Raw genomic sequence first — 24437 nt, 5'->3', positions numbered from 1 at the left:
TAATTAATCCGAAACATCTTAAAAACTGGTTTACTAATTGCTGCTACTGTACCTCATAACATCCGGAAGTGCTGTATCTTTATCAAGAGCAGTATCCAAATCCCCTACCCCAAGTTAAAGAAAAACTCAAGTCGGTAGATTTAGATTTTATCATTTCTGACCTGCCAGAAATATTAATTTCTCTGAAAAATGGCGCCGAGCGCATTCTCGGTATTGTCAAGTCGCTGCGAATTTTTGCTCGCCATGACGAAGCAGAAATGAAATTAGCCGACATTCACGAAGGAATTGACAGTACACTGATGATTTTGCAAAGCCGATTGAATGCTCAGCAAGGTTTGTGGAGCATTCAAGTTATCAAAGAATATGGCAATTTACCGAAAATAGAGTGCTATCCCGGCCAGCTAAATCAAGTGTTTATGAATATCCTGGCTAATGCTATTGATGCTTTAGAAGAGGACAGCCATAGCGATTCGATTGCAGCCGATGAAGCTAATCCCCGCCTCATCAAAATTTCTACCAAACTTTTAGACAGTGAAATGGTAGAAATCAGAATTACCAACAACGGCCCCGACATAACAGAATCGGTGATAAAGCACTTATTTAATCCCTTTTTTACCACTAAACCAGTAGGGAAAGGCATAGGGTTGGGTTTATCGATCGGCTATCAAATTATCACCGTAAGACATCTAGGCGAATTGCAGTGTATTTCTGCACCGGGGAAAGGTACGGAATTTATTATTAAAATTCCCGTGAGGCTGAAATACACCTTAAAAAATGCACACTAAACCTAAATTTAACTGCCCAACCTTCCCGGTTCCGTGGCACTAGAGATCGGATACTTCCTCCCGACTCAAGATTACTTAATGTAATTAATTTATGGCTGTATCAAACTTCATTTCGCACCGACCTACTTTGAGCTAAAAAACTATATTTACTCCTGTGGATCATTGGTAAAAAATATGTTTGTATTCCGCACTAAGAGTCTTTATTCAATAGCTAGAGAACGGAATACCTAACTAAAAATTATTAAGATTTAGCTGACTGGACATAATATTATTACTCAAACTTACCCATTGAGCCACGCTTAAATCTTCTGCGCGAGATTGAGGATTTACCTGTAACTCTTCTAGCAGTTGAACCAGTTTATCTAAATCCACAGCCCCTTTCAAATTATTTCGCAGCATTTTGCGCTTGCTACCAAAACCCAACTTAACTAAATTTTCCAAATAGCGCGGATTAACCGCCGCAGTTTCTATCTGTCTCGGAACCAGCCGCACCACGGCAGAATCGACTTTTGGCGGCGGAAAAAAGTCTTTAGACGGCACATCGCAAATTAACTCGCATTCTGCTAAATACTGCACCCGTACCGACAAAGCGCCAAAAGCTGTCGAACCCGGTTTAGCGTAAAGCCTTTGGGCCACTTCTTTCTGCACTAACAGCACGATCGAATCGAAGGGTTTAGCAGCAGGAACAGATATGGTTCCCAGCAGTTTTTGCAGAATCGGGCCGGTGATATTATAGGGAATGTTAGCAACAACTTTATTGGGATTTTGGAATTTGGGAAAAGCCGTTAGTTCAGCCTCTAAGTCCATTTCCAAGATGTCGCCTTGCAGCAGTAAAAAATTGTCGGTTTTGCCGAGTTGTTTGGCTAGCTTGAGACACAAATCTCGATCGATCTCCACCGCTACAACAGACTCAGCCGCAGGCAGCAAGCGTCGAGTCAAAATCCCCGTACCCGGCCCAATTTCCAGGACGCGATCGCGATCCAAAGAAGCCGCTTTCACAATCTTATCTAAGGCTTTCTCGCTTTTGAGCCAATGTTGAGCAAACTGTTTCCGGGGTCTGGTCGATCGCATTTTTTGAATTTTTGGAGAAATCTTAGCCTGTCATTTTATCACAGCTCAATATCTTTTCCTAACCTACGGTCATGTTGATTTTTGTTAACAGGGGTTGAATTAAGCAAAAAACATGGGCACTATAAAAGGATAAACGATAAAAAATAAATTAATTTGTTCCCAATTACCAATTCCCCAAAAATGCAATTCCAACGAGTATTTGGTACATTACCCCACACCACAGCCAGTGCGCCCGGAAGAGTAAACCTGCTGGGCGAACACACAGACTACAACGATGGATTTGTACTTCCAACTGCGATTCCCCAGTGCACAACAGTAGAAATCGGCTTCAGCAGCGACGCTCTACACCATTTTTATTCAGCAGAATATGACGAACTCATAAATTATTCAGACGACGATACAATACCGCAAAACTTCGTCAGTTATATCTGTGGCTGCCTCAGACTTTTAGAAAAAGAAGGATACAAAGTACCGCCAATAAATCTCTACATTACCTCCAATGTGCCGATCGGCTCCGGTTTGTCCAGCAGCGCCGCTTTAGAAATAGCAACCCTCAGAGGACTGCGCGCGCTGCTGAATCTCCCCCTAGATGACGTGCGGCTAGCTCAAATCGGACAGCAAGCCGAAATCCAGTATGCAGGCTTGAACTGCGGCATCATGGATCAAATGGCGTCGAGTTTAGCAGACACCAACACCATGCTATTTATCGACACCCGCAGCCTCGAATGCCGCCCGGTACCTTTTCCCGCAGGCACAGAAATTTTAATAATTGACAGCGGCGAAAGCCACAAACTAGCAGCAGGAAGCGGCTACAACGAGCGCCGCGCCGAGTGCGAGGAATCCGCGCGGATATTGGGAGTTAAGGCTCTCAGGGATATCGCCGATCCCCAAGCAGTCGAAGTATTGCCAGAACCCCTCAAAAGGCGATCGCGCCACGTCGTTACCGAAAACAACCGCGTGCTCGAAGCGGTAAAATCTTTGCCTGCAGAGCGTTTTGGTGAGTTAATGAATGCTTCCCACGCCAGCCAGCGCGACGACTACGAAGTTTCGGTGGCGGCAGTAGACGCGCTGGCGGCCATCTTGCAGTCAATCCCCGGAGTCTTCGGCGCAAGGCTGACGGGCGGAGGTTTTGGCGGTGCTTGCGTAGCGCTGGTTGAGAGCGGGAAAGCGGGTGTTATCGCATCAGAGGCGATCGATCGCTACCAGCGCGCGGGTTATAAAGGCCGCGTTTTAGTTCCCGATATGAAAGTTAATTCTTAACTCCCGAACTATCTCCCGACAGCGAAGGCCACCGCACAGTCACGATCACCGAATCCTCCTCGGCAGACCAATAATGAGGCACTCCCGGCAGCCAGAGAGCATAATCTCCTTCGCGAGAAAGCAAAATTTCTTGTTCGGGAAATTGCAGGCGAAACCGCCCTTTTACCAGGATAGAAAGCGTCGTGGCTTCCGCATTTACCGCCCACTGAGTCCTACAATCTCCGGCGGGGTGAGTGCCCCATTTTACCTCTAAAACAGAAGTCGATCGCGGGTCATCTTCAGGCGTCATAAAGTGACCCGCAAACCAACCGCCCCGACTTGCACCTTCAACGCCCGCATTTCCGAAAACCACTTGAGAGGACATCAGCTAATCAGGTAAACAACAAAGATGGTTATATCTGACATCTTGCCCCATTTTCAATAAGCTTTTTATGGGCGGGCAGGATGCCCACCCCACAAGAAATTCACTCTTTGTGGAACAGGCATCTTGCCTGTTCTTGAGAATAGTGCTCTGGGCGTGAGTTAAATCGGGGGGAGCAATCTAACTTATTACTTGCGGCCCGAAGGTTGACCTTCCGTAGTCGCTATTTCCCCAGCTTCCATCAACTGCTTAAAGCGGCGTAAATCATTGGCAATTTGCTGTTCGGGAGCTTCGCCAAATAGTTTAGCAGCGCCAGCACCAATTGCACCGCCCGGAGGGTTGTATTCGATGACAACTTTTACCTCTGTACCCCGTCCCGCTGATGCCGGTTGAAAGCGCACAAAACCAGAATTTTCAACATCAGATCCTTCAACAGACGCCCAAGCAATTAAGCGATTTTCTTCTTCGCGGACAATCTCTGCATCCCATTCCACACTATTGCCCATCGGCGCGCTGGCAATCCAGTGAGAACGTTTTTCATCGATGACAGTAACGTGTTTGAGATGCTTCATAAACCGAGGCAAATTTTCAAAATTGCGCCATAAACGGTACAATTCATCAGCCGGTTTGTCGATCGTCACCGTCTTTTCAACTTTAATGCTTTGATTCGGATCTGCAGCAGACTGCAAACCCTCCACAACCCCCAAACCGCGCGCCGCTAAACCGCCGCCCGCAACCGCCAGCAAAGCACCTCGCAAAGAACGCTGCGACAAACCAAAAAGCACCAGCGCCCCGCCACCAATTAAAGATGCCCAGCGTTCGGTATCGCCGCTGCTACTTTGGTTTTGTTTGTCGGAATTTGTCATTGAAGTAGATTCCATTGGTTTAAACCTGGTAAATTAATAGCGGAAAATAGCAGCTAAAGGTGCCTCGTCCGGCACTTTTTCTGGCGGCACTGCGTAAACAGTTCCGCCGTTGAGAATAGTTTGAATTGCTGCGGCATTCAACAAATCTTCGTCGCCCAATTCTGCCTCGGGGTGGATTTGCACCGCGTTCGTCTCGGGATTAAAAGTACCCCACTGCTGAACGCCAAGAGCAACAAACAGTCGATCGACTCGTCCAAAATAAGCAGCCGAAACAGCTTCTTTCAAATCAGCAGAAATTTTATCGCTTCCTGTCAAATCGTGGTATTGTGCGATCGCCTCCGACTGAGCCTGCAAAAACAAAGGTTCCACAAGCGGCAAAGCTTCTGCCCGCAACTCTTCCGGCTTGAGAAGTTTCTGATTGCCTGTAATTCCTTCTTCAACTAAATGCGGGTAGGTATTGGCCTCTCGGTAAAGCGGGAGCAAATACTCAACTCCAGCTAACACTAAAGGAGCTTTTTTATTGTGCAAATATTTGTGCAGCGCCCCATCGATTATGTGGAAATACTGCAATATTTCCTGCTGGGGCTCATCTCGATCCGGACTTCCTTGGCCGTGAAAACTTCCCGGCTGCTGAAAAGAATTATTAGTGCCTCCTTTGGAAGTAGCAATCCGAAACTGACCATCTTTAGCTGTCGGGTCATATTGCAGAGCCTCCTCAAGGCTTTTCGGCAAGTTTTCAACTTCAACTTCCCGAGCACTGTAAGCCGTACACTCAATCAGCCTCACTTCCTTTTTACTGAGAGCTAAAACATAAAATAAATTATCTCCTGTCAGCAGAGGCATCAGCGGTTTGACGTGAAAATTGTCGCTCACAACCACTAATTCATCAAAATTCACCGGACAGGTATAGTAGCGGAAAAATCCCGAACCGACAAAAATCGCCAGCAGGTTGCTTTGATTTTCCCAAAAGTTTTCCTGGTCAATTTCTGCTCGGACTGGCTCTAGCAATTGGGCAGCTTCTTTTTTGTCAAATCCGTACTCTACTATTTTGTCTTCAGCCTCTCTGATTAAATTTTTGAACCGAATCGGATTTTGTTGAATTTCTGTTCCTTGAGCGACTGGCATATAAATAGAGACGCACAATCCAGCAGATTGTTGTACCAGCGCTTTGAGTTCCTCTACAGATATTAAGTTCATCGCTGAAACTCCTTTTCTAATAAAGGGTTGTGTAATGAAAACAACCGATTCTTTAAAATGTATCTCCCCTGGCGGGGCTCCTGCGTCTGCCTAAAGTAATGCTCGGCTGCTGTAGAGCATTTCATCCCCGAACTAAAACGGGGTTTGCAGCCGCTGTTCCAATCGAACTGCTTATCACCTAAGATAGACGGCGCTAACTCGGCCGCTACTTTACCATAATTTAGTTTAGTCGGGTTCCACCACTCGTTATATCTGATGAAAACAAAAATGTTTCTGGGGTTGCTGTGGGCAACATTTATTGCCTACACCTTGCTGCTAGCTCCTCTCGATCGGCCCGGAACGCTAACAGTTATGGAAAAAATGCTCAAATTCCAGCTAGAAGGAATTAACCCCTACCTTGTAACGGTATTCGCTCTCATGGGAGTGTGGCCGATGGTTTACGCTTGCCTCCTATTCATTGATGAGAGAACCCAAAATATATCCGCTGGGCCTGCTTTTATCGCTTCCAACGGCGCCGGCATCATCGGCTTAATTCCCTACTTACTCCTGCGCCAGCCCCAGCCACAATTTTCCGGCCGCAAAGATATGTTGATCAAAATATCAGACTCCCGCTGGACAGGGATTGTACTTTTACTAACTACTATCTGGCTGTTAGCTTGGGCTTGGTTAAATGGAGATTGGGGAGATTATGTCAGGCAGTGGCAATCAATTCCTTTTGTACATTTAATAACTTGGGATTGTTGCTTGATGGCTGTAATATTTCCCTCACTTCTGGGAGACGACATGGCACGCCGCGGACTCTCGGACGATCGCATTTTTTGGGCAGTCTCTCTAGTTCCGCTGTTAGGGCCGCTAGTTTATCTTTGTCTGCGCCCCCCTCTGCCAGAATCTGCAACAGAAATCGCCACTTTCCCACTGACAGCCAGAAATTGAAACATTGAAAAATTTGGTAGTGTTCAAGATGTAATGAATATTCAAGCCGCAACGGGATTAACAAACGCTCAAAAAGCGACAATGAAAGCGTTAGGGGCGATCGCGTAGTCTGGGTGTACCGTGGAGAAAGATTTTAATTGTCCTGAAAATCTCGATCGCCACTTATGAGGTCACTCTATGGAGCCAAATGATACATCGGCCCGCTACGACCGAATTGCCCAATGGTGGCAAACTGAGCATCAAGATTCAACCTACGGGATTGCCCAATTAGAACGGGCGATCGAATTTACTTCTAAGCAGCACGCAGCACTTGATGTCGGGTGTGGAAGCAGCGGACGTTTTATCAACAGCTTATCCAAGCATGGATTTCAGCCTGAAGGACTTGATATTTCTAGGGAAATGATCGATTTAGCCCAGCGGCTACATCCAGAAATCACGTTTTACCGGGAAGACATTTGTGATTGGCAGCCGCCGAAACTTTACAGCCTGATTGCAGCGTGGGATAGCACGTTTCATCTACCAATCAACAAGCAAGCGCCTGTGATACAAAAGCTATGCGATGCGCTTGAACCCAATGGAGTGATCCTGTTCACTTGTGGCGGCGGACATACAAGCAGCGAGGTTTCGGGAGCATTTCAAGGTCAAGACTTTGATTACAGCACTTTGGGTGTAGATACTTTCCTGCAAATTTTGGTTGACCATCATTGCACCTGCCGCCATCTCGAATATGACCAGTATCCTGAAAATCATGTTTATATCATTGCCCAAAAGACCTAATCTATCATTGGCACCATTAAAGTGTGGGATGTCGCAAGTGGTCGCTGTAACCGGACGTTGATGGGCGATCGGCTGTATGAAGGTATGAATATTCAAGGGGCAACGGGATTGAGGAATGCTCAGAAATCGACATTGAAAGCGTTAGGGGCGTTGGTGTAACGTGTGCCGAGATTAGGGCGATCGCGTTTAAAGTGTGGGATGTCGCAACTGCTCGCTGTATTAAGACTTTGATGGGCGATCGACGGTATGAAGGCATGAATATTCGAGGGGCAACGGGATTGACGAATGCTCAGAAATCGACATTGAAAGCGTTAGGGGCGTTGGTGTAACGTGTGTCGAGATTAGGGCGATCGCGTTAACTTAGCGCTTAACTTGCGGATCTTGAGTGGTGAAATTTGGTAAGATTTTGCAAACTGAGTTCATGCCGCAACAGGTTACGCCATAAGCCATTTAGAGGAAATAGACGTTTCGCTTTTAATAAAAAAGCACATTATTAACACGTAGAGGGTATTTTTAATAGCTATTGTCAATGATTGTAAGTCTTTTTTTAAGTCATTTTATCTCATGCAAAACCCTCTCGATCGCATTCGTTAATCTCCCTTCTGTTTCAAGACGTGCTGCCGAAAATTGCCGAGCAATTTGGTGTCTATAGGGTGGTTGTTCAGAATAAAACTTTTCTGTCAGTTAATTCTCTAAATTATATGTTGGAAGAACCGTTGGCAAGCAATAGCAGTGAAGACAACTCTCTAGTCACCACTGTGATCTCTCATGTAGTGAAACCGGGGCGCGAGGAAGGTTACGAAGCATGGTTTCATGGCATCGCCGCAGATGCACGAAAATTCAAGGGACATCTGGGTGTCAGCACTATTCGACCCCAACATCACGCCCATCCTGAGTACGTGGTCATTCTCAAGTTCGATTGCTACGACAATCTCAAGGCCTGGCTAGAATCTGATGTTCGGCGAGAGTGGATTGAGCGATTGCAGCCTTTGATTGAAAAGCCAGAAGATATTCAAACCCTGACCGGATTGGAAACCTGGTTTACGCTGCCCAATAAATCGATGAAGGTTCCACCCCCTCGCTACAAAATGGCGTTAGTTACATGGTTGGGAGTGTTTGTTACCATTTCTATTCTCAATCGTTTGCTGGTACCGCTACTATCACGGCTTCCTGCGTTGCTCACATCTCTGATGATCTCAGGTCTGACTGTTATCCTGCTCACCTATTTGATCATGCCGCGCTTAACACAAATATTTCGCAAATGGCTATATCCCATTCCCTAAAATCATATGAATTTGTGGCGATCGCTAGCAGCGACGGGGACAATCGGTTTGGCTGGATAATTTTGAGCGAAGTTGGATTACCCACAGTAAGTTGCAGCACTACATGGATGACCATAGACTACGATGAAGCAGCAAAGTATTTACTAGATGAGACATGGGCTGGTCAATGGACTCGTAATCTCATGGAACCCCAAAATTTAACGCTCATTGAAATAACGGCTCTTCTTTCACGGATGCTCGATTACCCAATCAACTATGTCCAGATAACGATCGAATCGATACAGAACCAGCTTGCACTAGCGGGAGCGACACCAAATGTACAACAAGAGTTAGGAAAGCTGCTGCGTGCGCTTGCCAACCCTGACGGAATTTATGCCACAGCACGAACCCCTGAGAGCCTCACTCCAACAACATTTGAGCAGTTTGCTGTATACAAACTACTGCCCAAATTGACCTGATGAATAGTTATATATTTTGTGTTGCTTTCAGCATAAGGCATTGCTGGTTTGGTAATCCAGCTATCTCTAAAGCTGATTTCTTTGTAGAAGAATCATCACTCTTGAGCAACAACCTACTTCCAAGGTAATTGGCTAGAGTTATTCTATCGTGATTCTCAGAAATTGTTAGGATTATGCCTAGTATCCCGTCAGAGGAATGAGCCGTCTTTATGGGCATTGAATATTAGTATTTTGGGTCTACCGTTTGGTAATTTGGTATCAGTTGAAGGGTGAATTGCGTCCTTGCTAAGGGCATCGCAATTTTTAACTACTTTTACGGAGATATTAAAAGCTTTGACAACAGCTATATCTTATAGATTTGTGGGTGCGCTATAAGCCAACAGTGACCTATTTCCTGTCGAGCAAGCTAGTTTGGGCTTGAAATTTGTTTAAGCCCCGTTAGTTGTAGGTGCATGGTAAAAAAACCGATTTCTGCGTCATTTTATAAAGAAAATTAAAATTAGGGGTGAGTGCTTTTCACTTACCCCTGCCATTTTTTGTCAGCCGCTTAACCAACAAATTGCAGCAAGAAATCGCCCAAACAGCGGCGCAATTGCTACTAGATAGCCTTGTCGATACTCAGCGTCAAAATCGCCAATACTCCCAGCAAATGACCTGCGCTCATGCAAGCCAGAAATGCCGGCACGCTAACATTGTTGAACAAAGACGGGAAGGGCAAAGGCATTTTCGGCCCGACGTGGGGATACCAAATTCGGCGGCTGAGAACTAGCAAGGCTAAGATATTGCAAATAAACATCACCAGAGGCTTTTGCCAATTTCCTGAGGCTGTGTCAGTCACAGTCGATGCTACTACTGCCAGTAAATTTGAGTTAATCATGGTTGATGCTCCTATTTTTCATAAACTATCAGAAATGCTCGATGAGATTTCTTTCCACCAATATAGCAGGAGCGATCGCCTTTACGTAATAAATATCTGTTGCTGTCAATATTCACCGCGCCAGCGACATCGCCCCCACCCGTAATCATCGAATCACAGCAAGAAGTCTCTTAATGCCATTCAAAAGTAACGAAAGATACAAAGGGACAAAACCATACTCGCTGCCATTTGTAACTTTTAGCCTGTCTGGCAGTGGCGGCATTTACTCACGCTGCCAGACAGGACAGACAGCTACTCATTACTGAGCAATGTAGGTAGGCAGAAAGTGAAGGATGTCACGCAGAACGCTATATCCAGCGGCGTCCCACAGCAAATAAGCTAAGAAACCAATCATCGCTAAGCGACCGTTCCAAAGTTCTGCTTGCGGGTTGAAGCCAAACAGAAAGGCATTCCGATCTTTACCGTTGTAAGCATTAGCCGTAGGAGGCACGTTAGTAGGACGAGTTTCCATGTTTTTACATTCCTTAACAATGTTCGCTTCTCATGGTAGCGACCTAATTTCTGCTTGGCTATCTGTCTCTAGGCCCAAGATACACACAAGTCTAAAGGAGGATTTTGAAACAAAAAATAAAGTGTTAAGTTTTGTTGCGCGAGATTTTTCAGCGATCGCCTGTATCTATAAATACTAAATACAACTGCAAGCTGAGGTGGCCGCTGTGAAAGGCTCGATCGCCCCGTAGCGACAAACAACGGCGCTGGTGACTCGACAAGACTGAATCCGCGCTCTGCTAGAGGCAAGAAAATTTAGTAAATTTCAACTTAAAACCCGAACACGATCGCCCTTGAGTTTACTAAAATAGGAGATAAACAGATCGATCGGGAGAAACAGTTATCGAAACCATCTACGGCCATCTTCAAGGTTTAAAGTCCAGCCAGCTCAAGCAACTCGAAAAGCTGTACCACCAGCGACTACCGGGCGATCGCATCACCACGGCAGAATTCGCCCAGCGCGTCGCCGCCATCAGCACGGAAATAGACAAACCAATCTGCACCTACATCAACCGCCGCGGACAAGTAATTCGCGTCGGCGTGGGTTCACCCCGCCAAACGCAGATTGCGCCCTTAGAATTACCCCGCTACGGGGGAGGTCGCCTCAGCGGCATTCGCTGCATCGCCACCCATCTGAAGCCAGAAACCCCAAGCGAAGCAGCTCTCACAGCAATGGCAATTCAGCGCCTCGACGCCCTCGTTTGGCTGACACTGACCGGCGGAGGATTTCAGCGCCGCGGCGGCGGTGCGACTGGTTACATCCAAGAAACTTATCTCGCTCACTTGATACCCCAGGGAGACCAACCAAATTTTGAGTTCTCTGTTTTGAGCGCTCAGTTAGAACCAGATTCAACTGATGAAATAGAAGAGCCTTCAATTCAAAAGTCACTAATCAAAACTCAACACTTTCCCTGGAAAATCTCAGAACCGCTAAATTTGGACGAACTCGCCAACCAAGACTTTCTGGATTTGGTGGAAGGACTCGAAGCAGAGTTTGAAGCAGAGTTTGTCGCTAAGCAGGTCGATGCAGACCAAGATAAAGTGCTGTTGGTAGGTGTAATGACTCAGCACATGACTCAGTTGGAGTTTGAGGACGGGCTCGCAGAAATCACGCGGCTGGTTGAAAGCGCGGGGGGTCAGGTGCTGCAAACAGTGCGCCAAAAACGATCGCGCCCCCATCCGCAGACAGTCGTCGGCGAAGGCAAAGTTCAGGAAATTTCCCTCGCGGCTCAGACGGTTAGCGCTAACCTCGTGGTATTCGATCGCGACCTGGCCCCCGCACAAATACGGAACTTGGAAACTCAGATAGGTATCCGCGTAGTCGATCGCACAGAGGTAATTCTCGACATCTTTGCCCAAAGAGCTCGAACGAGCGAGGGTAAATTACAAGTCGAACTCGCTCAGCTAGAGTACGCCCTGCCCCGGCTCAGAGGTCGCGGTCAGGCAATGTCGAGACAGGGTGGCGGCATCGGTACCAGAGGTCCCGGGGAAACCAAACTAGAAACCGAACGGCGGACGATCGCCAAACGCATTTCTCGATTGCAGCAAGAAGTAAATCAACTCCTGGCGCACCGATTCCGGCTGCGGCAGAACCGCCATCATCACGACGTACCCTCAGTGGCGATCGTCGGCTACACCAACGCCGGTAAATCGACTCTGCTCAACCTGCTCACGAATTCCGAGGTCTATGCCGCCGACCAGTTATTTGCCACCCTCGACCCCACAACTCGACGGTTGACCATTCCCGGCGTCACCGGGGAACCCCTGTCGCTCGTCCTCACAGATACAGTGGGCTTTATTCGCGAACTGCCCCCCGCCTTGATCGACGCTTTCCGGGCTACCCTCGAAGAAGTCACTGACGCCGATGCTTTGCTGCACCTTGTCGATCTCTCCCATCCGGCGTGGCAGAGCCAAATTCGATCCGTCATGAATATTTTGACAGATATGCCCGTCACTCCCGGGCCAGCCCTTGTAGTTTTTAACAAAATAGATGCCGTAGATGGAGATACTCTCGCCCTCGCCCGGGAAGAATTTCCTCAAGCAGTATTTATTTCTGCCGCCAAAGGTTTGGGGATGGAAACTCTCCGCGACAGATTAGCTCAGCTCATTCAATACGCCCTCTACCCTCGGTAAATACTGAAATATTTCTTTTGGGTAGTTGACATGGGGGAATATACGTACATATACTGAGGACAGATCTAGTCGAACTATGAGATTATAAAAGAGTAGTCAGATTGTGCATTGCAAAGTACAATACAGCATCTCTATTTTGCGATCGGTTAAATAAATAATTTCCGGAGGCCCCGGTCAAGGTAAAAACACTCTTTGTTAATGGCTGTAACGGCTATTGGTTCAGAGGTTGCAAAAAGATGTTGCTTCACTCTGGCCCAACCACGGTACGCGACGTAAAGGTGAAAGAGAATAATATTATTATTAAAGTGTTTGGGCACTCACCTCAAGCGCTATACTATCTTTTACAGACGTCCGCCAGAGAATACATCCATTTATTGTAAGAACTCTAAAATCCTTGCCCGTCGTACAGCGCTAATCTCTAGGACTATTTCTATTTTTCGATTTTACCACTGTTTAACTAAATAGTTATGTGTACGCCACTGGCAAAACTAGCAATTGGACTCTCTGCCACAATGGCAACAGCGTTTTACTATCTAGCTGCCGCCCCTCCGGCTTCAGCACAAGTAGATGTGTGTGGCCCTGGAAATTATTCTAGTGCCTGTACCCCCAGCCAGGGATCAACACCAACGGAACCGGACCCGCCATTGGCGACCCAGCCGAGCTTGCCCGAAATATACCCAAGCACACCTTCGAGAGACTCAACTTCTATTCCTGAACCCGGTACTGCGATCGCAGTCCTACTGACAGGTGCAGGCATGATCTGTTCGTGCAGAAAGCGAAACAAGCAGGTTGGTCCGCAGCGCTAGGCAGGCTGAGGACCAACCTGTTTGCCTTCCCAATGTCTCCGTTTATTTAAGCATGGGTATTTGTTTACTTAATATATAAAATAATAAAAACTTGTATACAAAATAACTTCACACCTAGCTTGTGCGCTGCAAATAGAGCCGGATGTTGAAGGAAGAAAGCTATAGCGACTTCAGTCAGGGTAAAAACAAGGAAGAAGGCAAATGCACTTCCCGGCAAGGGTTTCAGCAATGAATAACCTCCGGTGCAACGCCGAGAAGGTTGCTATATGTAATAAAAATTAAAATATAAAAATTAAAATAAGATTGGTTAAGATCAATCCCTCGGACAGTTTTTGAGAGTCAACCGTATAATAAGGGTTTCAAGGCTCCAAGGCAAGTTCGCTACCAACGAAAAATCAAGGGTTTCAGCCTAGGAACTAAAAACAGTCCGCACTAGGGTTAAGATTACAATTAAAAAATATTGTTATTGCTTGAGCGTCCATGACCCCTAAAGTAGAAATTTACACTTGGAGAACCTGCCCGTTTTGCATTCGTGCCAAAGCACTGCTAAAGCGAAAAGGGATTGATTTTACAGAGTACGCGATCGACGGAGATGAAGCAGCACGGGCTCAAATGAGCGATCGAGCCAACGGAGGCCGTACCCTGCCACAAATATTCATTAACGACCAACACATAGGTGGCTGCGACGACATCCACAAACTTGATGCTCTAGGCCAGCTAGACCCGCTGCTAGCAGCAAAATGAGGCATTCCTTGTCGAATTTTCAGTTAGCCCTAATTTTCCTGCGACCAATTCTTAATTTTAACTGACAATGAAATTTGCATTCATCATCGATCCCCTCGCGCGACTAATTCCAGGACACGATACCAGCGTAGCGCTGATGGAGGCAGCTCAAGAGTTGGGCCACGAAGTCTGGGCGACTCAAGCCAACGAACTAAGCGTCATCGGCGGCAAAACCTGGGCAATGCTGAGTCGGGTAGCCCTCACCCCAGTCAAACTGGTAGATGGACGCTGGGAGGCTGCTGAGGCTTGGTATGAGGTGGAACAGCCTACTTTGCAGCCTCTGGAAGCAATGGACGCAGTATTTATGCGGACAGACCCCCCAGTCAACATTCCTTACCTCTACGCTACTTACCTTTTAGATGGCATCGATCCCACTAAAACTTTGGTAGTTAACAGTCCCAAAGGATTGCGGGCGGCGAATGAAAAGATGTATGCTTTGCAATTTGAGGGAGCGATCCCCGAGACAATTGTTTCTCAAAACAAGCAGGTAATTCGGCAATTTGTTGAGAAAAAAGGAGCAGCAGTTCTTAAACCATTGGGTGGCAAAGCTGGCGAGGGGATTTTGTTCTTGGAAGCCGACGATCGCAATCTCAACTCCCTGGTGGAAATTAGCACTCAACAAGGGCAAATTCCAGTGATGGTTCAGACTTATCTGCCGGAAGCAAAAGAGGGAGATAAACGGATTATATTGTTGAACGGCAAGCCCATTGGTGCTATCAACCGCATTCCCACTGGCAATGAATTTCGCGGCAACATGGCCGTCGGCGGCCGAGTCGCAAAAACCGAAATCACCGATCGCGAACTCCAAATTTGCGCTCAGTTAGAACCAGTGCTGCAACGGGACGGACTGTACTTTGTCGGCATTGATATCATTGGCGGTTATCTCACAGAAGTTAATGTCACCAGCCCTACAGGGATCAGAGAAATTGACTTGTTTGACGGCGTTAATTTGGGCAAACAAGTAATTGAATGGGTGGAGAAGGAAGAAGGCAGAAGGAAGAAGGAAGAAGGATGAGGGAAGAAGGAAAGCACGACACAGATTAGGACACGGATACACGGATTAATTATCGAGCGTCAGGCAGATGTTGCAGTCGTTAGTTATTTGTTAGTTGCTACCAATTCCCAATTCCCAATTCCCAATTCCCAATTCCCAATTCCCAATTCCCAATTCCCAATTCCCAATTCCCAATTATTAAATTATGTCAAAAATTGGCGTTGCAGTAGTCGGTACAGGTTTCGGTCAAAAAGTACACCTTCCCGGATTCCAGGCCCATCATCGGACAGAGGTTGTGGCTGTTTACCACCGGAATTTAGACAAAGCAAAGGATCTCGCCTCTACCCACAATATCCCCTACGCTTGCGACTCGATCGCCGATATAGTAGCGATCCCCGAAGTAGCGGGCGTCAGCATTTCCACGCCGCCATTTTTGCATTTTGAAATGGCAAAAACCGTCTTGGAAGCAGGCAAGAATTTATTATTAGAAAAGCCCACAGCCCTAACAGCAAATGAAGCCAGGGAACTATACCGATTGGCAAACAACGAATCTCAAACCGATTTTAAAAATGGTGGTTCGAGAGCAATTGCCACAATGGATTTTGAGTTTCGCTTCATCCCCGCATGGCAAATGCTAGCAGAATTATTGGCAGCAGAATATGTGGGAGAAAAGCGTTTAATTAAAATTGATTGGCTGGTGTCGAGCCGCGCTGATGCGAGTCGCCCCTGGAATTGGTACGCGCAAAAAGAGCGAGGCGGCGGAGTTTTGGGCGCGACAGGTTCTCATGTTTTTGATTATATTAGCTGGCTGTTCGGCCCGCCGCAGAGGCTTTCGGGGCAATTGATTACAGGAATTTCGCGGCGGCCCGATCCGAATGATTCGGGAAATTTAAAATTAGTTGATGCCGATGATTCGTGCACGTTGATGTTGGAATTAGCCGGGGGAACTCCTTGTCAAGTTTGTTTGAGTTCTGTTACTTATCAAGGGCGGGGACACTGGGTGGAAATATACGGGAGTAAGGGTACGTTGGTGTTGGGAAGCGACAACCAGCAAGATTACGTCCACGGATTTCGCTTGTGGGGTTCCCAAGGTGGAGAACCTTTAGCTGAAATCAAAATTCCTCAAAGATTGGAGTTTCCTCAAGTTTATCCAGACGGGAGAATTGCACCGTTTATTCGAGTAGTAGATAGGTGGGTAGAAGCAATAGATGCAGGTAAATCGTTGATACCGTCCCTCAGAGAAGGGGTTTACTCGCAGTTGTTGATGGATTTGACCCAGGAGTCGAATGCTACGGGAACTTGGGTAGATTTACCGAAGATAGATAAATTTTTGGATACTAAGTAAAAGTAAAAACTGCCAAAGCAATCTCACGCACTCGATCGCACCCCAAACCCGATAAACTACAAATAGAGAAACTCAATCCAACCCTATATCCAGAGTCGGTAGTTGTGAATGGCGCGCCCTGAAAGTCCTTGCCTCAGTATAGCGATCGCTCGCCTGAGAACCGCTGGGGCAAACCATTTTGCCACTTGGGTTCTACAAGCTCCCTATCCCAGCGGGTACGTTCACCACGACTGTATGTGGCCCGATACCCTATCTCAATCTTGGAAAGCTTGGCAGGAAATGTTTTCGCCCTCCGGGACAATTCACGAATTGCCCCTAAATCCTGATGGCAGTTTCGTCTCGCCGGAAAACAACCAGAATATACTGGCAGAAACTGAACAACGAAGTCCTCAGTCGCTAGACCTCGCTCCAGCGACGCCCTCTGTGCCGCTGCACCTCGGCCAGCGGGGGTGGGGCGACAAAGGGGATCAGCATCCGCCTCGGCCACCGGCAAGCTACAGCAGCCGCCTGATGCAGCATTTGGGGATTAATCTTTGGCAGTGGCTGTTTGAAGGGCCGATTCAGGGTAGTCTCCAGGAAAGTAAAGGTATCGCGATCGGGCAAAATCTACCCCTGCGAGTGCGCGTAGACTTGCGCGAACCGTATTTAATTGCTTTACCTTGGGAAATCATGCAGCCTCAAGCCGGTCAACCGGCAATTTCTCTGTCGCAGCAACTGCTGTTCAGCCGCACTACCAGCAATGTTGAACCTTTGCCACCCCTGCAGCCTGCGGAGTCGCTCAACATTTTGCTAGTTTTGGGACAAGCAGAACCCGGCGGCGGTGCTAATTCCCAATTTTCCAACAGCAAGAACGGTCATTTGCAGTTGGGAGAAGAAGCACTCGCCCTAGCTGGCGTTCTGGAAAGTGCTTTTCAAACCGACGACAGCGGCAAATATTTTGACATCAGCGTTCCGACTCGCGTCGATACTCTGATCGAACCTACTCCGGCGGAACTAATTTCTCGGCTGGAAACGCAAGCTTACAACATTCTGTTTTACGCCGGCCACGGAATCCCGGGCCCCGACGGCGGTTTGCTATTTTTGGGGCCGGAAACGGCGATTAATGGGACTGAACTGGCTCAGGTTTTAGTTCGGTGCCGCGTGACTCTGGCGGTGTTTAATGCCTGCTGGGGAGCTCAGCCGGCGGTGGAGAGGCTGCACTCAACTAACGGCCAGCAACAGGCGATCGCCCGCAGCAGTTTGGCTGAGGTACTGATCCATCACGGCGTGCCTGCGGTGTTGGGGATGCGGGACTCGATCGCCGATCGCGAGGCCCTGAGTTTTATTCAAACTTTTGCCCAAGCTTTGGCCGGACGGATGTCGATCGATCGCGCAGTCGCCGTCGCCAGACAGCAGTTACTGACGCTCTACAAGTTCAATCAACCGGCTTGGACGCTGCCTGTGCTGTATATGCACCCTGAGTTTGACGGTCAGCTAACTGAGCCGGTAGATGACCTAAAAACTGAATTGCCTTTAAATTCTTCTACTTGGCTGGGACGCTTGCCGTCTTGTGCTTATTTGCGGGGGCGCGATCGACCAAATGCCAAATCCACCGAATCGACCAATCAGGTTTGGCCGATTCGCGCAGGTATGGTTCGAGTCGGACGCTGGGAAGAAAACGACGTAGTGATTCGAGAACAGTGGGTTTCTCAAAAACACGCCGAGATTTTCTGCCGAAACACTATCGGAGATAGCCGGGGCGAACCTAGCTACTTCCTGCGCGATTTTTCTCGTTATGGGACTCTAGTTTTGGGGCCTGAGGGATGGCAGAGAGTTCACCACCAAGAATTACTGCTGCGATCGGGCACTCAGCTAAAATTTGGCAGTTCTCAAGGTCAGATTTTTGAGTTCACTATTGAGGTTGCTAAAACTTCGGGCTACAGTGAGACTGATTGCGGAACGAATTAAGATGCGGGTGTAGCTAATGAAGGCAAGCGGCGAGTAGCACACCAAAGTTCTGTTGAGTCTCCAATCTGAATTTAAAAGAGTTACTTACCACTGATAGCTCCCAACTAGCTCTTGGCACAGTCCCCCTTCTATATTTTCCTTTTCCCCCTGAGGTATTACATCATGGCTACCCAATCTCCTGATTCTGAATATTTTCGCGACTCACAAACTCAGGCCCAGATGGAACTTCTCGCCACAATAGTTCAGACTGATGTTGCTTATCCCTGGAATCCTGCACAGCTTGAATCAGAATCTTATTTGGCTGCCCTAGAGCAGGAATTTGCGCTATCTGATTCCTTCAGCGACAGCGATATTGCCCTGAAGTCGCAAGTTTTATTCTCGCAATTAGAACAAGTTTGGCTGACGACTGCTCTGCAAAAGTCTTTGCGCGAAAAATTTGCTCGCGTTCCTCAAGATTTTCTGGCCAGCATCGCTCAAAGCGTGCAAAACGCAACTGTTAAGTATCAATCTTTAGCTGACCAAATGGTAGAGTGTGTCTTAGATATTTTGCCTCAGTGGGCTGAGGAAGATTTGCAGGTGTTGGCACGTCCTTTGGCTTATGCGATGCGAGATGTTGATTCGGAAGGGGCGGAATTAGTCATGGCTACTAAAAGACCTTGGGCCCAATTGTCGGAAATAGAACAAGCCAGAGTTAGTTTGGCTGTTGCCCGCTATGCAATCTCGCAATTAGAAATTGCTGATTAGTTTTTTGATGGCTGGGTTTTTGGGCTGCGATAGCGGTAATTTTTTTAAAATTAATATAAAATTAATCTACCTTTAGTTAGATGTCAAATTCGTCTAATTGTTAATTCCTATGGATTGCTATAGTTTTATATAGCAATCCTATTTGATTTGTAGACAAGATAATTTTTTTTGAACTATAGCAAGCGCGCCCGACGGTTAGGACTCAGATGTGGCAGCATTTTCAATAAGCTTTTTAGGGGTGGCGTCCGAGAAACGGCCCACAATAAAAATTTTTTATCGTGGAACAGGCCCGAAAGCCTTTTGCAGCAATGTCAGCAAAAGGTAAGTTAGGAGGTTCTTAATTGCTGAAATCCTTGCCGAAGATTGCTTCTGAGCGAAAGCATCCAGGATACAAGCCCCCGAATTTATCCGTGGGGTCAATGCTTCAATCTAAAATCTAAAATCTAAAATCTAAAATCGATTGACTTCTCTCGCGACGATAACTAAAGCCTTTTTCCTTCTTCCTTCTTGCTTCTGCTATATTTTGCCAGGTTTGGACTCGCTAAGAAGTTTGGCAACACCAAGCAAGATGAATTATCATACAATGGTCAGAATGTTAAAAAATGTAAATATAATAATTGGGGTGTGTCGGAATTTTCAACTGAATTAAAAAGTGGACAGCAGGAAACCGTTACTGTTGTATGCACGATCGGGACTTTAAAATTATTTTATGACAACTTCAAGATTTGATCTTCAAGACTTGAAACGCCGCTTTTGGCGGATTTCGCGGGTGCCGACGGCAACGCTAGTCGTGTTGGGGGCGGTTGCTTTCGCAGGTGCGATCGCCGGAGCCTGGTTTGCCCGTGAAGGTACAGTCAGCGGTATTTTTGCCACAATCAACACTTGGCAGCAAAACCCGCCTGTGTGGCTGCAAGTGCCTGCTACGAGCAAGATGTATTTGTTAGTGCCGACTATCGCGCTTGTCTCCGTTGCTTTAGCTGCAATTAAAATTTCGCCTCAACCGCAGAAATGGTCGCGCGCTGTAGTAGTTGCAATAGTTCTGGCTTTAACAATTCGCTACGTTTTATGGCGATCGCTCGCTACTCTAAATTTAACCGATCCCCTCAACGGTATCTTTAGTTTGGGGCTGTTTTTCCTAGAAATGCTACTGGTTTTCAACACCAGTATTCAACTGTATTTAATGCTGAGAATGAAAGACCGGCGTCGAGAAGCCGATCGCATGGCAGTTGCAGTTGAAGCTGGAAACTTCACCCCGTCCGTAGATATTTTTATCCCAACTTACAACGAACCGGCTTTTATTTTACGGCGCACTGTAATCGGCTGTCAAGCTTTAGATTATGCCAACAAAAAAGTATATTTGCTCGACGATACTAAGCGCCCTGAAATCAAGTTGCTGGCAAAAGAACTGGGATGCGAGTATATAACCAGACCCGATAATATTCACGCCAAAGCTGGAAACATTAACCATGCCACAGGCTTAACTAATGGAGAACTAATTGTAGTTTTCGATGCAGATTTTATCCCAACTAAAAACTTTTTAACTCGAACAGTTGGATTTTTTCAAAATCCCGAAATCGCCCTCGTTCAAACACCGCAAAGCTTTTACAACCACGACCCCATCTCCCGTAATTTAGGTTTAGAAAATGTACTCGCGCCGGAAGAAGAAATATTTTACCGGCAAATTGAAATCATCAAAGACAGCGCCGACAGCGTGGTTTGTTGCGGTACATCTTTTGTAGTTAGGCGGAGTGCTTTAGAAGCAGCGGGAGGCTTGGTCACCGATTCAATCTGCGAAGATTATTTTACCGGAATTCGGCTGTCAGCAACCGGATATCGCTTAGTTTATTTAGATGAAAAATTGAGTGCTGGTTTGGCGGCTGAAAATATAGAGGCTCATCTAAATCAAAGGCTACGCTGGGCGCGAGGCACGCTTCAGGCATTTTTTATTGATTCCAATCCTTTAACAATTCGCGGTCTCACATTCGTACAAAGGCTGTCTCATTTGGAAGGATTGCTGCACTGGTTTACCAGTTTAACCAAGGTTTTATATCTGTTGATACCTTTAGGTTATTCGTTTTTCGACATAATTCCTTTGCGAGCAAGTGCGCGGGAATTGCTGTACTTTTTCCTGCCTTACTATTTGGTGCAACTTACTGTGTTTTCTTGGCTGAACTGCAGATCGGGATCGGCTTTGCTTTCCGATATTTATTCGTTCGTCCAGTGTATTCCTTTAGGGGTGACGGTAGTGAGTTCCATGCTGAATCCCTTTGGGAAAGGGTTTCAGGTGACGCCAAAAGGAATTGCGAGCGATCGCTTTAGTTTTAACTGGAATTTGGGATGGCCTTTGATTGTCTTGTTCGCAGCTACAGCAGTCAGTTTGTGGCACAATTTAAACATTAATTTAGTTAAAAATGTTGGTACCGTACAGTCAATATCAGAAAATGCACATTTGTCAAAAGGAATGAGTTTGGGATGGATTTGGAGCGCTTACAACCTGCTGATGATCGGGATTGCATTACTGATTTTGGTGGATATTCCTAAGCCGGACATTTACGAATGGTTCAATTTACGCAGGGTTGTACAATTGAATATTGGCGGTCAAAATTTTTGGGGTGTAACCACTGTAATTTCGGAAAGTGGCGCTGAAGTTGCTCTGACGCAGTGGCCAAGTTTTGCGGTGAAAAATAAAGGCAGTAAAGAGAGTTTTACAGCAGCAGAAAATTTGCCAAAATATGCCTTTGAGACAAGTTTATCGCAGGGTAAAATAAAAGCGGTTCCTCGAAGTGCGGCAGTCAAAGCGAGGAACTCGCTAGCGCCGTCTGTTCTTGAGTTGGGTACTAAGGGGAGTTTGGCCAAAAGTTTGATTGATTGCGATTCGGCGACTCTGGAAATTATGGAAGAGAAATGTTTTATTCCTGTAGCTAAGATTGAGTTGGTGAGCGATAAATCTCAGTTGGAGTCGAGTTTTCGGGATGGGAAAGAGTGCAGTTTTGGGGAATTTCCCACTGTGCGAATTGCCTTCGATCGCCTGAACATTAGCCAGCACCGCTGTTTGATCGAAATGCTGTACTGTCGCCCGGGCCAGTGGAAGCGGCAGGAAACTCCCGGAGAATGGCGATCGCTGTGGCTGTTGTTGAGAATCGCTTTGAAACCGAGGGCTGTTTTTGAGAGGAATAGGCCAGTTAGACCGATCGGAGTTTCGCAACTTTAGAGTCAATTTTTCCTAGTTGGGAATTTTGCACCGCTGATCTAGCAATCCTCGCATTATTTGTGAAATTCTTACCGACTCAGAGCGGGTTCGGGGAGGGTTGGGGTGGGGTAAAAATTTACGACTCCTGCAAGGATTGCTATATCAGCAGATGAAGGCTGAGGAATTTTTAGATTACCTTACCTCATATCTTTTAAGTAATCGTGCAAAAATATTTATACATTTTCAGTTAGCAAATAGAGAAATTTTTCAAGATTTGGAGAGATTCTTGCGGTGGTTCTGCGCCAATGTCGGTTTGGGTTTGCAACTGGGCAATCAAATAGCAGAATATGGGGAGGATCTATTTGGCAGCCCGGTTAGCTGCAAGATGTAGTTCGAGCAGTATTTGCTACTCTCAACAACCAAACCCTTAGTGTTAGCTTTAGACGATATCGATCGCTTGTTTGCCTATCCCAATTTGACGATCGACTTTTGCGGACTTTTGCCAACTGGGCACTCCTGAAGCCAAAAATCGGGGAATTGGGCGAAAACTCCGGTTAGTCGTGGTACACTCCACTAAGCTGTATATCCCGCTGAGCGCAAATAAATCGCCGTTTGATCCGGAACTACCGCCCTTTAACAGCGACCAAGTGCAGGATTGGGTGAAACGGCAAGGACTGGATTGGTCAGGGGAAGATGCCCAGCAACTGACGGGTTTTGTAAACAGGAATACCTATTTAGTACGGGTAGGTCTTGATCGTATCGGGCGTGGGGATGTCACTCCAGAGCAAGTATTGCAAAACTCTCCCATCTCTGCCGGAATTTATAGCGATCGCCTAAAACGACAACTGTGGAACTTACAACAGCAGCCAGAGTTGCTGGCAGCCTTCGTGGGAGTTGTCAAAAGCAGCACACCTGTGGAGTTGTATTTAGTGGAGGAATTTAAGTTGGAAAGTATGGGGTTGGTAAATTTACAAGGCAATCTGGCGACGGTAAGTTGCGAGTTATTTAGGTAGTATTTTGGCGATCGGTTTGAAGTAGCAGTCGATCAGATTTTTCAGGAAGACCGAGCAACACTAAGTTGTCATTTGTATCATGCTACGTTGTTTTGCTTGCTTTGCTTTTATCCGAGCTGCAATAACAGCTAAAAGAGCTTAACAACTTACCTGTTAGCAGCTTTAATTATATAACTAGCAATTTGCGTTACTACCATAACTGAAACAGATTTTGCGATCGCTTGGAGGAAGTTACATTTGAAAACGGGATCTTTAACTGTTGTCGGGACGGGAATTCAATTAGTTGGTCATCTGACCTTAGCAGCGAAGGCGTGGATCGAGCAAGCTGACAAAGTTCTGTTCGCCGTAGCCGATCCTGTTACTGCTAAATGGCTACAGACACTCAATCCCACCGCAGAAGCCTTACCTTACAATACTAACAATCAGCGGCGTAGAGAAACTTATCGAGAAATGGTCGATCGCATTTTGGCTGAAGTTCGTCAGGAGTTGAATGTTTGTGCTGTTTTTTACGGTCATCCCGGTGTCTTTGCTTACCCTACCCATGAAGCAATTAAACAGGCGCGTCACGAAGGCTTTCGGGCGCAAATGTTGCCAGGAATTTCAGCCGAAGATTGCTTGTTTGCAGACCTCGGTCTTGACCCAGGACGCAATGGATGTCAAAGTTTTGAAGCGACAGATTTTCTGATTCGGCGGCGGAAATTTGACCCGACCAGTGCTTTAATTTTGTGGCAAATTGCGACGATCGGCAATCTGGGTTTTTATCAAGAAGGGATTCAATTGCGCGGTCTAACTGTGTTAGCTGAAGTGTTAGAAACATACTATGGTTCTGACCACGAAGTAATTGTTTACGAAGCAGCGGTTTATTATCCGGTTTGCGAGCCAGTTATCCAGCATATTCCTCTGTCCAAACTGGCTGAAACTCGTGTTACTCTAGTTTCGACACTTTATGTTCCGCCTCAAGCGCCTGCACCTGTAAACAGTGAAATGATGGCACGGTTGGGTATGTCTTTTGTTAAAGAAACTTAAGGTATTTTGCAAAGAGAATGTAGTAAAAACTACAGTTTT

At 46.6% G+C, this 24437-nt stretch carries 24 protein-coding genes and 1 pseudogene; 16 read left to right on the top strand and 9 right to left on the bottom strand.

Annotated elements, in window-relative coordinates; genetic code table 11:
* The first annotated feature begins 68 nt into the window (after positions 1 to 68).
* Complete coding sequence (locus QUA62_RS05515; RefSeq protein WP_333402858.1) at positions 69 to 785, top strand: ATP-binding protein; 717 nt, start codon at positions 69 to 71, stop codon at positions 783 to 785.
* Positions 786 to 1016: 231 nt separating this feature from the next.
* On the opposite strand, the gene rsmA is transcribed toward QUA62_RS05515, so the two are convergent.
* Positions 1017 to 1856: a 16S rRNA (adenine(1518)-N(6)/adenine(1519)-N(6))-dimethyltransferase RsmA gene (gene rsmA, locus QUA62_RS05510; RefSeq protein WP_333402856.1), complete on the bottom strand. Its 840-nt coding sequence runs from the start codon at positions 1854 to 1856 to the stop codon at positions 1017 to 1019.
* A gap of 180 nt (positions 1857 to 2036) precedes the next feature.
* On the opposite strand from rsmA, the gene galK reads away from it, so the two are divergent.
* Positions 2037 to 3116 (top strand): galactokinase, encoded by a 1080-nt coding sequence (gene galK / locus QUA62_RS05505; RefSeq protein WP_333402854.1) that lies wholly within the window; start codon positions 2037 to 2039, stop codon positions 3114 to 3116.
* On the opposite strand, the gene QUA62_RS05500 is transcribed toward galK, so the two are convergent.
* The 3 genes from QUA62_RS05500 to QUA62_RS05490 form a co-directional block, all read right to left on the bottom strand.
* The gene (locus QUA62_RS05500; RefSeq protein WP_333402852.1) at positions 3106 to 3480 is read right to left on the bottom strand and encodes a signal peptidase I; all 375 of its coding nucleotides are present in this window, start codon (positions 3478 to 3480) and stop codon (positions 3106 to 3108) included. The two genes, galK and QUA62_RS05500, sit on opposite strands and share 11 nt — an antisense overlap.
* Before the next feature lie 185 nt (positions 3481 to 3665).
* Positions 3666 to 4358: an SRPBCC family protein gene (locus QUA62_RS05495; RefSeq protein ID WP_333402850.1), complete on the bottom strand. Its 693-nt coding sequence runs from the start codon at positions 4356 to 4358 to the stop codon at positions 3666 to 3668.
* A gap of 18 nt (positions 4359 to 4376) precedes the next feature.
* Positions 4377 to 5540 carry a baeRF3 domain-containing protein gene (locus tag QUA62_RS05490; protein ID WP_333402848.1) on the bottom strand — a complete coding sequence of 388 codons (1164 nt, stop codon included), beginning with the start codon at positions 5538 to 5540 and terminating at the stop codon, positions 4377 to 4379.
* Positions 5541 to 5795: 255 nt separating this feature from the next.
* Here QUA62_RS05490 and QUA62_RS05485 point away from each other — a divergent pair, with 255 nt between their 5' ends.
* Entirely contained in the window at positions 5796 to 6473 is a 678-nt protein-coding gene (locus tag QUA62_RS05485) for a DUF2834 domain-containing protein (protein WP_333402846.1), read from the top strand.
* Positions 6474 to 6650: 177 nt separating this feature from the next.
* On the top strand, positions 6651 to 7250 hold the full coding sequence (locus tag QUA62_RS05480) for a class I SAM-dependent methyltransferase (RefSeq protein WP_333402845.1): 600 nt from the start codon (positions 6651 to 6653) through the stop codon (positions 7248 to 7250).
* A gap of 16 nt (positions 7251 to 7266) precedes the next feature.
* Here QUA62_RS05480 and QUA62_RS05475 read toward each other — a convergent pair whose 3' ends face one another.
* On the bottom strand, positions 7267 to 7506 hold the full coding sequence (locus QUA62_RS05475; RefSeq protein WP_333402843.1) for a hypothetical protein: 240 nt from the start codon (positions 7504 to 7506) through the stop codon (positions 7267 to 7269).
* A 445-nt stretch (positions 7507 to 7951) separates the two neighbouring features.
* Between QUA62_RS05475 and QUA62_RS05470 the strand changes: the two genes are divergently transcribed.
* Together QUA62_RS05470 and QUA62_RS05465 are read left to right on the top strand one after the other, a co-directional pair.
* Positions 7952 to 8533, top strand: coding sequence for an antibiotic biosynthesis monooxygenase (locus QUA62_RS05470; RefSeq protein WP_333402841.1), 582 nt, complete (start codon positions 7952 to 7954; stop codon positions 8531 to 8533).
* A 107-nt stretch (positions 8534 to 8640) separates the two neighbouring features.
* Positions 8641 to 8991, top strand: a complete 351-nt coding sequence (locus tag QUA62_RS05465) for a hypothetical protein (protein ID WP_333283183.1) — start codon at positions 8641 to 8643, stop codon at positions 8989 to 8991.
* 598 nt (positions 8992 to 9589) lie between these two features.
* Here the strand turns inward: QUA62_RS05465 and QUA62_RS05460 are convergent.
* From QUA62_RS05460 to QUA62_RS05450, 3 genes are all read right to left on the bottom strand, one after another.
* Positions 9590 to 9868 carry a Photosystem I reaction center subunit PsaK gene (locus QUA62_RS05460; RefSeq protein ID WP_333216098.1) on the bottom strand — a complete coding sequence of 93 codons (279 nt, stop codon included), beginning with the start codon at positions 9866 to 9868 and terminating at the stop codon, positions 9590 to 9592.
* A gap of 298 nt (positions 9869 to 10166) precedes the next feature.
* Positions 10167 to 10379, bottom strand: a complete 213-nt coding sequence (locus tag QUA62_RS05455) for a chlorophyll a/b-binding protein (RefSeq protein WP_190656884.1) — start codon at positions 10377 to 10379, stop codon at positions 10167 to 10169.
* A 403-nt stretch (positions 10380 to 10782) separates the two neighbouring features.
* A complete protein-coding gene (locus QUA62_RS05450; RefSeq protein ID WP_263053573.1) occupies positions 10783 to 10908 on the bottom strand; it encodes a hypothetical protein in 126 nt (41 codons plus the stop codon).
* 49 nt (positions 10909 to 10957) lie between these two features.
* On the opposite strand from QUA62_RS05450, the gene hflX reads away from it, so the two are divergent.
* Positions 10958 to 12550, top strand: coding sequence for a GTPase HflX (gene hflX, locus QUA62_RS05445; RefSeq protein WP_333402839.1), 1593 nt, complete (start codon positions 10958 to 10960; stop codon positions 12548 to 12550).
* 586 nt (positions 12551 to 13136) lie between these two features.
* Here the strand turns inward: hflX and QUA62_RS05440 are convergent.
* Complete coding sequence (locus QUA62_RS05440) at positions 13137 to 13307, bottom strand: hypothetical protein (protein WP_333402837.1); 171 nt, start codon at positions 13305 to 13307, stop codon at positions 13137 to 13139.
* 529 nt (positions 13308 to 13836) lie between these two features.
* On the opposite strand from QUA62_RS05440, the gene grxC reads away from it, so the two are divergent.
* The 9 genes and pseudogenes from grxC (at position 13837) to QUA62_RS05395 (ending at position 24398) form a co-directional block, all read left to right on the top strand.
* A complete protein-coding gene (gene grxC / locus QUA62_RS05435) occupies positions 13837 to 14100 on the top strand; it encodes a glutaredoxin 3 (protein ID WP_333308809.1) in 264 nt (87 codons plus the stop codon).
* Between the two features lie 67 nt (positions 14101 to 14167).
* The gene (gshB, locus tag QUA62_RS05430; protein WP_333283189.1) at positions 14168 to 15154 is read left to right on the top strand and encodes a glutathione synthase; all 987 of its coding nucleotides are present in this window, start codon (positions 14168 to 14170) and stop codon (positions 15152 to 15154) included.
* A 184-nt stretch (positions 15155 to 15338) separates the two neighbouring features.
* On the top strand, positions 15339 to 16478 hold the full coding sequence (locus QUA62_RS05425) for a Gfo/Idh/MocA family oxidoreductase (protein WP_333402835.1): 1140 nt from the start codon (positions 15339 to 15341) through the stop codon (positions 16476 to 16478).
* 108 nt (positions 16479 to 16586) lie between these two features.
* On the top strand, positions 16587 to 18425 hold the full coding sequence (locus QUA62_RS05420; protein WP_333402833.1) for a CHAT domain-containing protein: 1839 nt from the start codon (positions 16587 to 16589) through the stop codon (positions 18423 to 18425).
* Between the two features lie 162 nt (positions 18426 to 18587).
* Positions 18588 to 19169 (top strand): hypothetical protein, encoded by a 582-nt coding sequence (locus QUA62_RS05415; protein WP_333402832.1) that lies wholly within the window; start codon positions 18588 to 18590, stop codon positions 19167 to 19169.
* A 709-nt stretch (positions 19170 to 19878) separates the two neighbouring features.
* Complete coding sequence (locus tag QUA62_RS05410; protein WP_333402830.1) at positions 19879 to 22380, top strand: glycosyltransferase family 2 protein; 2502 nt, start codon at positions 19879 to 19881, stop codon at positions 22378 to 22380.
* A 148-nt stretch (positions 22381 to 22528) separates the two neighbouring features.
* Positions 22529 to 22879, top strand: a pseudogene (locus QUA62_RS05405) (AAA-like domain-containing protein).
* Entirely contained in the window at positions 22866 to 23372 is a 507-nt protein-coding gene (locus tag QUA62_RS05400; RefSeq protein WP_333402863.1) for an AAA-like domain-containing protein, read from the top strand. Before QUA62_RS05405 ends, QUA62_RS05400 begins: the two are co-directional and overlap by 14 nt.
* A gap of 237 nt (positions 23373 to 23609) precedes the next feature.
* Positions 23610 to 24398, top strand: coding sequence for an SAM-dependent methyltransferase (locus QUA62_RS05395; RefSeq protein ID WP_333402828.1), 789 nt, complete (start codon positions 23610 to 23612; stop codon positions 24396 to 24398).
* Positions 24399 to 24437: the final 39 nt, after the last annotated feature.

Origin of the sequence: Microcoleus sp. MON1_C1 (assembly GCF_036701945.1) — a bacterium.
GTDB lineage: Bacteria > Cyanobacteriota > Cyanobacteriia > Cyanobacteriales > Microcoleaceae > Microcoleus.
This window is presented reverse-complemented; position numbering and strand designations above follow the sequence as displayed.

Excerpts from the sequence above, each read along its gene's own strand:
- rsmA (WP_333402856.1), bottom strand. The coding sequence starts at position 1,856 with ATGCGATCGACCAGACCCCGGAAACAGTTTGCTCAACATTGGCTCAAA.
- galK (WP_333402854.1), top strand. The coding sequence starts at position 2,037 with ATGCAATTCCAACGAGTATTTGGTACATTACCCCACACCACAGCCAGT.
- QUA62_RS05500 (WP_333402852.1), bottom strand. The coding sequence starts at position 3,480 with ATGTCCTCTCAAGTGGTTTTCGGAAATGCGGGCGTTGAAGGTGCAAGT.
- QUA62_RS05495 (WP_333402850.1), bottom strand. The coding sequence starts at position 4,358 with ATGGAATCTACTTCAATGACAAATTCCGACAAACAAAACCAAAGTAGC.
- QUA62_RS05490 (WP_333402848.1), bottom strand. The coding sequence starts at position 5,540 with ATGAACTTAATATCTGTAGAGGAACTCAAAGCGCTGGTACAACAATCT.
- QUA62_RS05485 (WP_333402846.1), top strand. The coding sequence starts at position 5,796 with ATGAAAACAAAAATGTTTCTGGGGTTGCTGTGGGCAACATTTATTGCC.
- QUA62_RS05480 (WP_333402845.1), top strand. The coding sequence starts at position 6,651 with ATGGAGCCAAATGATACATCGGCCCGCTACGACCGAATTGCCCAATGG.
- QUA62_RS05475 (WP_333402843.1), bottom strand. The coding sequence starts at position 7,506 with ATGCCTTCATACCGTCGATCGCCCATCAAAGTCTTAATACAGCGAGCA.
- QUA62_RS05470 (WP_333402841.1), top strand. The coding sequence starts at position 7,952 with ATGTTGGAAGAACCGTTGGCAAGCAATAGCAGTGAAGACAACTCTCTA.
- QUA62_RS05465 (WP_333283183.1), top strand. The coding sequence starts at position 8,641 with ATGACCATAGACTACGATGAAGCAGCAAAGTATTTACTAGATGAGACA.
- QUA62_RS05460 (WP_333216098.1), bottom strand. The coding sequence starts at position 9,868 with ATGATTAACTCAAATTTACTGGCAGTAGTAGCATCGACTGTGACTGAC.
- QUA62_RS05455 (WP_190656884.1), bottom strand. The coding sequence starts at position 10,379 with ATGGAAACTCGTCCTACTAACGTGCCTCCTACGGCTAATGCTTACAAC.
- QUA62_RS05440 (WP_333402837.1), bottom strand. The coding sequence starts at position 13,307 with ATGCCTGCACCTGTCAGTAGGACTGCGATCGCAGTACCGGGTTCAGGA.
- grxC (WP_333308809.1), top strand. The coding sequence starts at position 13,837 with ATGACCCCTAAAGTAGAAATTTACACTTGGAGAACCTGCCCGTTTTGC.
- gshB (WP_333283189.1), top strand. The coding sequence starts at position 14,168 with ATGAAATTTGCATTCATCATCGATCCCCTCGCGCGACTAATTCCAGGA.
- QUA62_RS05425 (WP_333402835.1), top strand. The coding sequence starts at position 15,339 with ATGTCAAAAATTGGCGTTGCAGTAGTCGGTACAGGTTTCGGTCAAAAA.
- QUA62_RS05420 (WP_333402833.1), top strand. The coding sequence starts at position 16,587 with ATGGCGCGCCCTGAAAGTCCTTGCCTCAGTATAGCGATCGCTCGCCTG.
- QUA62_RS05415 (WP_333402832.1), top strand. The coding sequence starts at position 18,588 with ATGGCTACCCAATCTCCTGATTCTGAATATTTTCGCGACTCACAAACT.
- QUA62_RS05410 (WP_333402830.1), top strand. The coding sequence starts at position 19,879 with ATGACAACTTCAAGATTTGATCTTCAAGACTTGAAACGCCGCTTTTGG.